General features: G+C 63.4%; 7 protein-coding genes. All 7 read left to right on the top strand.

Translation table 11 applies throughout. The features are described 5' to 3' along the window. The first annotated feature begins 490 nt into the window (after positions 1-490). From ACI2KS_RS22360 to ACI2KS_RS22330, 7 genes are read left to right on the top strand one after another with little or no spacing between them, the layout of a single operon-like run. On the top strand, positions 491-1,228 hold the full coding sequence (locus ACI2KS_RS22360; protein WP_404623350.1) for a FadR/GntR family transcriptional regulator: 738 nt from the start codon (positions 491-493) through the stop codon (positions 1,226-1,228). Then, a complete protein-coding gene (locus ACI2KS_RS22355; RefSeq protein WP_404623191.1) occupies positions 1,225-2,232 on the top strand; it encodes an ABC transporter ATP-binding protein in 1,008 nt (335 codons plus the stop codon). Before ACI2KS_RS22360 ends, ACI2KS_RS22355 begins: the two co-directional genes overlap by 4 nt. Then, entirely contained in the window at positions 2,229-3,362 is a 1,134-nt protein-coding gene (locus tag ACI2KS_RS22350) for an ABC transporter ATP-binding protein (protein ID WP_404623190.1), read from the top strand. The genes ACI2KS_RS22355 and ACI2KS_RS22350 overlap by 4 nt, the downstream gene beginning before the upstream one ends. Beyond that, positions 3,359-4,858: an ABC transporter substrate-binding protein gene (locus ACI2KS_RS22345; protein WP_404623189.1), complete on the top strand. Its 1,500-nt coding sequence runs from the start codon at positions 3,359-3,361 to the stop codon at positions 4,856-4,858. The genes ACI2KS_RS22350 and ACI2KS_RS22345 overlap by 4 nt, the downstream gene beginning before the upstream one ends. A gap of 43 nt (positions 4,859-4,901) precedes the next feature. Beyond that, the gene (locus tag ACI2KS_RS22340) at positions 4,902-5,846 is read left to right on the top strand and encodes an ABC transporter permease (RefSeq protein ID WP_404623188.1); all 945 of its coding nucleotides are present in this window, start codon (positions 4,902-4,904) and stop codon (positions 5,844-5,846) included. Continuing rightward, complete coding sequence (locus ACI2KS_RS22335; RefSeq protein ID WP_404623187.1) at positions 5,846-6,730, top strand: ABC transporter permease; 885 nt, start codon at positions 5,846-5,848, stop codon at positions 6,728-6,730. The genes ACI2KS_RS22340 and ACI2KS_RS22335 overlap by 1 nt, the downstream gene beginning before the upstream one ends. 45 nt (positions 6,731-6,775) lie before the next feature. After that, a complete protein-coding gene (locus ACI2KS_RS22330) occupies positions 6,776-8,371 on the top strand; it encodes a gamma-glutamyltransferase family protein (RefSeq protein ID WP_404623186.1) in 1,596 nt (531 codons plus the stop codon). The last annotated feature ends 643 nt before the right edge of the window (positions 8,372-9,014 follow it).

Here is a 9,014-nt window from a genome sequence, read left to right as displayed (position 1 = left end):
GAAGCAGATGGGTTCGGCAACTGCTTTTGATTCTGCCCGCAGGGCGTGGGAGCGTGGCTTGTCCCGCGATCTGGCGCGAAGCGGCAGTAAACCCTGTGAGCGGTATTCATCTGACACACCGCGCTGGCTGTTTCTACTGCCGGTGCCCGGCAGATCGCGGGGCAAGCCCGCACCTACGAGCCTGCGCCCAGCATCAAATCACGCCCCGGAACAATGCAGCCGAACCATTATCAGGCACGGGCGCCGCGTCTCCTTGAAAATTGGTTCGCTCCATCCCGAACCAATCCCGCGTCCTACCGCGAACCAAGCCAGCGAACCTTTGGCGATTGGCCCACGCTGCCGTGATTGCAGGCTTGGCACCCGTCCGGTCATCCCTGGCAGCAGCGAACCAATTTAAATTGGCATCGCTATTGCAATCTCCCCTGCATCGCCACTGGTCATTCAACCCTGCCGGTGGCCCGCTGATTTCATCCTGTCACGAGAGACCATGATGGAAAGGTTCGAGATGGACGCGCCCCACGACAACTCGTCGAAACTGGCCCTGGATGCCTTGCGCCAGATGGTTGCGCAACACGCCGCGTTCCCCCAGCGTGCCTTGCCCACCGAGCGCGAACTGGCGGTGGATTTCGGCGTCAGCCGTCGGGCCATCCGACGCGCACTGGCGGTACTCGAAGCCGAAGGTCAGATCTGGCGCCGCCAAGGCAAAGGCACCTTTGTCGGCCCTACCCCGCCGAGCGCATCGATGAGTTTTGCCAAGCTCTCGAGCCGGACCAATTTCAGTGAGGTGATGGAAGCGCGGATTTATCTGGAACCAGCACTCGCATCGTTGGCCGCCCTGCGCGCCAACGGCGAACAGATGGCGATCCTGCGTCGCCTGGCCGAACGTACCACGCGCCAGCAGCATGCGACCGAGATCGACGCCGAGGGCATCGAGCTGTGGGACAGCGCCCTGCATCGCGGCATCGCCGAAGCGGCAGGCAACCGCCTGATGCTCGACATCTTCGAAATGCTCGACGCCATTCGCCTGGACCCTGCGTGGCGCGATCTGCGTCAGCGGGCGCGCAACACCGACCGCTTGAGCACCTACAGCCACGATCACGACGACATCGTCGGCGCCATCGAAACCCGCGACCCGGTCAAGGCCGCCACGGCCATGCGCGGTCATCTGCGTGCATTGCAGCAGGCGCTCGACCACGTCATTCAACAAGACCTCGAGGCCAGCGTATGAGCAATCCCACTCACGATCAGCAGCCCTCTGTATTGAGCGTCAGCGACCTGACCGTGCGCTTCAAGGATGCGCCGGCCAACGTGGTCGACGGTGTTTCTTTCGCCATCCAACCGGGCAAGACCCTGGCCATCGTCGGCGAGTCCGGTTGTGGCAAGAGCGTGACCTCCATGGCGTTGATGGGACTGCTGCCCGACACCGCAACGGTTGGCGCCAGCGCGTCCAGTCTGCTTGGCGAGCCTTTGCTGGGCATGTCCGATGATCGCCTGCTGGACGTGCGTGGCAACCGCATGGCGATGATCTTTCAGGAGCCGATGACCTCGCTCAATCCGGTGTTCACCATCGGCGAGCAGATCGCCGAAAGCGTGATCCGCCATCAGCGGCTGTCCGCCGGCGATGCCCGCAAACGCGCCTTGCAGATGCTCGAAAAAGTTCGCGTACCCGACGCGCTGCAACGTCTGGACGCCTATCCCCATGAGCTGTCCGGCGGCATGCGTCAGCGGGCAATGATCGCCATGGCGCTGGCCAACGACCCGGCGCTGATCATCGCCGACGAGCCGACCACCGCGCTGGACGTGACCATTCAGGCGCAGATCCTTTCGCTGGTGGCCAGCCTGCAAGCCGAGACCGGTACGTCGATGATTCTCATCACCCATGATCTGGGCGTGGTCGCTGAAGTCGCTGACGAGGTGATGGTGATGTATGCCGGCCGGGTGGTGGAAAGCGGTTCGGTGAAGACGCTGTTCGACGATCCGCAGCATCCCTACACCATCGGCCTGATGGGCTCGATGCCCTCGGTTGGCCCGCGCGAAGGTCGTCTGGCCACCATCAATGGCCGCGTTCCGACACCGGCCGAAATGCCCAGCGGTTGCCGTTTCGCCAGCCGCTGCCCGTTCGTCATCGAGGCCTGTCGCCAGGATCGTCCGCCGCTGCTGGAAATCTCCGAGGGGCACTTCGCGGCGTGCATTCGCGCGCCACTGGAACAGCATCTGGGAGTCAGCGCATGAGCACGCCGGAGCAAAAAATCGTCAAACGCATTCTCGCTGATCGCGCCGCCGAAGCGCCGATTCTGGAGAGCATCGGCGTCAGCAAACACTTCCACAGCGAAGCCGGTCTGTTCCAGCGTAAAAAGCCGCCGGTCCAGGCGGTCAACGAGGTCTCACTGGCGGTGCGCCGGGGCGAAACCCTGGCGCTGGTCGGTGAGTCCGGCTCCGGTAAATCGACCCTGGGCCGAGTATTGCTGAACCTGCTCAAACCGACCGCCGGCGACGTCATCTATGAAGGCCGCAACCTGGGCAACCTGCCGGCAGACAAGCTGCGTCAGGTGCGCCGCGACCTGCAGATCATCTTTCAGGACCCCTTCGCCTCGCTGAACCCGCGCATGAGCGTCGAGTCGATCATCGGCGAGCCGATCTGGCTGCACCGTGACGACAGCCGCAGCGCCCGTCAGGACAAGGTCGCCGAACTGCTGCGCACCGTAGGCCTGGCGCCGGAACACGGCAGCCGCTTTCCTCATGAGTTTTCCGGCGGCCAGCGCCAGCGCATCGGCATTGCCCGCGCCCTGGCTTCCGAGCCGCGTTTGATTCTTGGTGATGAACCGGTCTCGGCGCTGGACGTGTCGGTGCAGGCACAAGTGGTCAACCTGCTCGAAGACCTCAAGCATCAGTTCGGCCTGACCCTGCTGATCGTCGCCCACGGCCTGGCCGTGATCCGTCACATGAGCGACCGGGTCGCGGTGATGTACCTGGGCGAAATCGTCGAGCTGGCGCCGGTCAACGCGCTGTTCGAAACGCCGTTCCATCCCTACACCCAGGCGCTGATGGCCGCCGTACCGGTCAGCCACCCGGACCTGCGGCGCCCGCGCCCGCTGCTCGGTGGCGACATGCCGAGTCCGAGCAAGCCGCCATCGGGCTGTCGTTTCCATACCCGCTGCCCCCACGCCAAAGCGTTGTGCCGCGAAATCAAACCGGCCTTCGAAACCGTCGAGCCGGGGCGTCAGGTGGCCTGCCATTACTGGCGCGAAATCGCCAATGCCGGCGCCGGTTCGCTGATCGTACCGACACCCAGCGCGGCCTACAGCCAGCGCCTGAATCTGTTCAAAAGCCATCAAGCCCTTTCTCTGGAGAGTCAGCCATGAAGTTCGCCCCTCTGATGACCACCGCGTTGTTGCTGCTTGCCGCGAACGCTGCTTTCGCTGAAACCACATTGCGCATCGGTATCCAGGACGACCCGGACGTGCTCGACCCACATCGCTCGCGCACCTACTCAGGAAGGCTGGTGTACACCGCGCTGTGCGACAAGCTGGTGGATATCAGCCCGGACCTGACCTACGTGCCGCAGCTGGCGACCGCCTGGAACTGGAGCGAGGACGGCAAGACCCTGACCATGACCCTGCGCGACGGCGTGACCTTCCACGATGGCGAGACGTTTGACGCCGCCGCGGTGAAGTTCAACCTCGACCGCGCCCGCACCCTGCCCGACTCGCTGCGCAAGAGCGAACTGTCATCGGTGGAAAGCGTCGATGTGATCGATGCGAAGACGGTCGCGATCAAGGTCAAGCAACCGGACGCCACGCTGATCTCGCAACTGTCTGACCGCGCCGGGATGATGCTCGCGCCCAAGGCTTCGGCAACCGACGTCGGCTCGAAACCGGTGTGCTCAGGGCCCTACAAATTCGTCCAGCGCGTGCAGCAGGACCGCATCGTGCTGGAGCGCTTCGACAACTACTGGAACAAGCAGGCGTACCACTTCGACAAGGTGATTTTCCTGCCGATCCCCGACACTTCGGTACGCCTGGCCAACTTGCGTTCGGGCGATCTGGACATCATCGAGCGCGTGGCACCCACCGACGTGAAAACCGCCAAGGCCGACAGCCACGTGCAGGTGTTCAGCACTCCGGGCCTGGGCTACATGCAGCTGATGTACAACACCAACAATGGCGACAAGGCCAACAATCCAATCGGCAAGGACAAGCGCGTACGCAAGGCCTTCGAGCTGGCCATTGACCGCGATGCCATCAATCAGGTGGTGTTCGAAGGCCTCTACGCCCCAAGCGCGCAACCTTTCCCGAAAAGCAGTCCGTACTACGACAAGGATTTGCCAATCCCGACCCGCGATGTGGAAGCGAGCAAAAAACTGCTGGCTGAAGCCGGCGTGAAAACCCCGGTCAGTGTCGAGCTGAAAGTGGCCAACAACCCGATCGCGCAACAGGTCGGCCAGATCATTCAAGCCATGGCCGAAGAAGCCGGTTTCAAGGTCAACCTGATCGCCACCGAGTACGCCACGCTGCTCAGCGAACAGCAGGCGGGCAATTTCCAGATCGGCATGAGCGCCTGGTCCGGGCGGCCTGATCCGGACGGTGACATTCATCAGTTCGTGACCTGCAAGGGCGGCCAGAACGACGCGCACTTCTGCGACCCGAAACTCGACGAGCTGCTGAACAAGGCGCGCACCGTGAACGATCAGGCGCAGCGTCAGGCCCTGTATTTCGAGGCCCTGCGCCTGCTGGCCGACGATGTGCCTACCAGCTACCTGTACTTCGACCCACGAATCATCGCCATGCGCAGCAACCTGACCGGTTTCGTGCCCAATCCCGATGGCCTGATTCGCCTGAACAACGTCGCCTTCAAATGATCACCGGCCCGGTGGATAACCGCCACGGCCGCGAGGAGTCGCCATGCTGACTTTCATCCTGCGACGCCTGCTCAGTGCCATCCCGACGCTGATCCTGGTTTCGCTGTTCGTTTTCACCCTGCAAAAGCTGCTGCCGGGTGACCCGGTGCAGGCCATGGCAGGCGAAGAGCGCGACCCGGCGGTGATGGAATACCTGCGCGAGAAATACCGGCTCAATGATCCGCTGCCGTTGCAGTACGTCCATTGGGTCGGCAACGTGCTGCAAGGCGATTTCGGCGCCTCGCTGCGCACCGAACAACCGGTGACCACGCTGCTGGCCTCCAAGCTGCCGGTGACCCTCGAACTGGCGGTGCTGGCGTTGATCATCGCGCTGCTGATCGGCATTCCCACCGGGGTGATTTCCGCCGTGCGCAAGGGCACGGCAACGGATTACGCGGCCAACGTGTTCGCCCTGTCGGGGATCTCCATTCCGCATTTCTGGCTGGGAATCCTGTTGATCATGATCTTCGCCGTGAAGCTGCAATGGCTGCCGGCATCGGGTTTCGTGCCGCTGGGCGAGGATGTCGGGCAGAACCTGAAAACCCTGATCCTGCCCGCCTTCGTCCTCGGCGCGGGGCTGTCCGGCGTGCTGATGCGCCACACCCGCAGCGCCATGCTCGAAGTGCTGCGTGCGGACTACGTGCGCACCGCGCGGGCCAAGGGCCTGTTCCCGCGCACGGTGATTCTCAAGCATGCGCTGCGCAACGCCCTGATGCCCATCGTCACCCTGACCACGCTGCTGTTCGGCGAGTTGCTTGGTGGCGCGGTGCTGACCGAACAAGTGTTCAGCATTCCCGGCTTCGGCAAGATGATCGTCGATGCCGTGTTCAACCGCGATTACGCCGTGGTGCAGGGCGTGGTGTTGTGCGTGGCCATCGGCTTCCTGTTGCTCAACCTGCTGGCCGACGTGCTGTACAGACTGATCAATCCACGTCTGAGGACTGCCTGATGACCTCGATAACCCTTAATCCTGCATTGCCCCTCAAAGAGTCGCTCAAGCCGCGCAGCCGTTCGCCCTTCGTGAAGAAATTCCTCGCCAACAAGGGCGCGGTGATCGGCGCGACGGTATTGATCCTGTTCATTCTCGCCGCCATCCTGGCGCCCTGGATTGCGCCTTATGACCCGCTCAAGGCCAACTTCCTGGCGGTACGCAAGGCGCCTTCGATGATGCACTGGCTGGGCACCGACGAACTGGGCCGCGACCTGTTTTCGCGACTGCTGTGGGGGGCGCGCAGCTCCTTGCTGGCAGGCGGCGTTTCCGTGGCCATCGCCATGGTCATCGGCGTGCCGTTGGGCCTGCTCGCCGGGTACTTCGGCGGCAAGCTCGACGCTGTGATTTCCCGCATCATGGAAGCGTTGTTGTCCTGTCCGTTTCTGGTATTGGCCATCGCCCTGGGTGCCTTCCTCGGTCCGAGCCTGAGCAACGCCATGATCGCCATCGGCCTGTCGGCGATGCCGATTTTCTCTCGCCTGACCCGCGGCCAGGTGTTGGCCATCCGCCACGAAGACTACCTGGAAGGCGCGCGCGCCATTGGCCTGCCGGATCGCTGGATCATCCTGCGCTACGTGCTGCCCAATGTGCTCTCGCCGCTGGTGGTGCAAGCGACCCTGACCATCGCCTCGGCGATTCTGGCCGAAGCCAGTCTGTCGTTCCTCGGCCTGGGCCAGCAGCCGCCCTCGCCGTCCTGGGGTTCGATGCTCAACACGGCGAAAAACTTCATGGAGCAGGCACCGTGGATGTCCATCGCCCCGGGCGTTGCGATCTACATCACCGTGCTGTGCTTCAACCTGCTGGGTGACGGCCTGCGTGACGCGCTCGACCCGAAAAGCTGACCCACATTCGACCTCAAGCTGATCAACTGCCGAAGAGATAATTTCATGTTCGATGATCTGGATTACAGCCAACCTTATGCGTCCGCCCGCTCGCCGGTGATGGGCAACAACATGGTCGCCTGCTCGCAGCCACTGGCCGCCCAGGCCGGCCTGGACATGCTGCGCCAGGGTGGCAACGCGGTGGACGCGGCCATCGCCGCGGCCATGGTGCTGACTGTGGTCGAACCCACCGGCTGCGGGATTGGCAGCGATGCCTTCGCCATCGTCTGGGATGGCAAAAAGCTGCAAGGGCTCAATGCCTCCGGGCGCTCGCCGCAAGCCTGGACCCCGGAACATTTCGCCGGGCAGACAGAAATGCCCCAGCGCGGCTGGCCCTCGGTGACCGTACCGGGCGCGGTGTCGGCCTGGGTCGCGTTGTCAGAGCGTTACGGCAAGCTGCCCTTCGCCACCCTCGCCGGCCCCGCCATTGGCTATGCGCGCAACGGCTATCAGGTCACGCCGATCATTGCCGAGCTATGGCGTCGCGGCGCCGCGCTGTTGAAGGATCAGCCGGGCTTTGCCGAGTGCTTCCTGCAGGGCGGCAAAGCGCCGACAGCCGGGGAAAAAATCACCCTCAAAGACCACGCCAATACCTTGCAACTGATCGCCGAGACCAAGGGCCAGGCGTTCTATCGTGGAGAACTGGCGCAGGCCATCGTCGCCCATGCCAACGCCAATGGCAGCGTCATGAGCCTGGACGATCTGGCCAATCACAACGTGGACTGGATCGATACTATTTCGGTGCCCTACGCCGGTGCCGTGGTTCACGAGCTGCCACCCAATGGCCAGGGCATCGCCACGCTGGCCGGCCTGACCATGCTTGAAGCGCTGGGCGTTGGCGAGCACGCCGTGGACAGCGTCGAGACCGTGCACCCGGTGCTGGAGGCGATGAAACTGGCGCTGGCCGACCTCAATCAGCACGTCGCCGACCATGACCACATGCGCGTGGCGTCCGAGCATCTGCTGGATCCTGCGTACCTGATGGAGCGCGCCTCGCTGGTGAGCGAACAGGCGGCCGATCCGTTGCATGGCTCGCCCAAGGCAGGCGGCACGGTGTACCTGTCGGCGGCAGACGAAAGCGGCATGATGGTCTCGTTCATCCAGTCCAACTACATGGGTTTCGGCTCCGGCGTGGTAGTGCCCGGCACCGGTATCAGCTTGCAGAACCGTGGCGCGGGTTTCAGCCTCGACCCGGAACACGTCAACGTCGTCGCACCGGGCAAGCGCCCGTTCCACACGATTATCCCGGGCTTTGTGATGAACGCCGACGGCACGCCGCTGATGTCCTTCGGTTTGATGGGCGGGCCGATGCAGGCTCAGGGACATCTGCAGATGATGATGCGCATCCTGCGCTACAAACAGAACCCACAGGCTGCGGCCGACGCCCCACGCTGGCGGATCGAAGCCGGTCTGAAAGTCGCCGTGGAGCGTTCGTTCGACCGATTGGTGGTTGAAGAACTGCGGGCCAAGGGGCATCAAGTGGAAGTCGAAGACCCAAGCGGTGTTTTCGCCTTTGGGGGTGCGCAGATCATTCAGCGCACAGCCCATGGCTATGTCGGCGGCACCGACCCACGCAAGGATGGGTTGGTCGCGGCTTTCTGAATTGAAGGAGAAATCAAAGGCCAACCCATAAGCCTGTAGCGGTCCGGCTTGCCGGCGGCAGCGATGCTGAATTCGCTACCGCCGGCAAGCCGGACTGCTACAGGTCGATGGTCGCCTGAGGATCGAGGATCCGGGCAGAATCAGATCAGGGGTAGCCATGCCACCGTCTTTGGCAGAAGCGGCTCAGTGTCGGATGTCTCGGCGCTTTTGATTCTGCCCGAAGGGCGTGGGAGCCTGACTTGTCGGCGATCGGCTGCGCAGCAGTCGTAGAATCGTGCGGCGCGGTGCGTCAGGCGAACCGCGTGCACAGGATTTGCTGTCGCTGCGCGCCAGATCGTCGGCAAGCCGGACTCCCACGCCCTTCGGGCAGAAGCGGATCCATAGCAGCCATGCCACCGCCTTCGGCAGAAGCGGATCGGGGGTAGCCATGCCATCGTCTTTGGCAGAAGCAGACCGGTGTCGGATGTCTCGGCGCTTTTTGATTCTGCCCGAAGAGCGTGGGAGCCTGACTTGTCGGCGATCGGCTGCGCAGCAGTCGTAGGGTCATGCGGCGCGGTGCGTCAGGCGAACCGCGTGCACAGGATTTGCTGTCGCTGCGCGCCAGATCGTCGGCAAGCCGGACTCCCACGCCCTTCGGGCAGAA

Source organism: Pseudomonas sp. NPDC087358 (assembly GCF_044900785.1).
In the GTDB taxonomy this organism is placed as follows: Bacteria; Pseudomonadota; Gammaproteobacteria; order Pseudomonadales; family Pseudomonadaceae; genus Aquipseudomonas.
The sequence above is the reverse complement of the archived record's forward strand: the minus strand, read 5'-3'. Positions and strand labels throughout refer to the sequence as shown.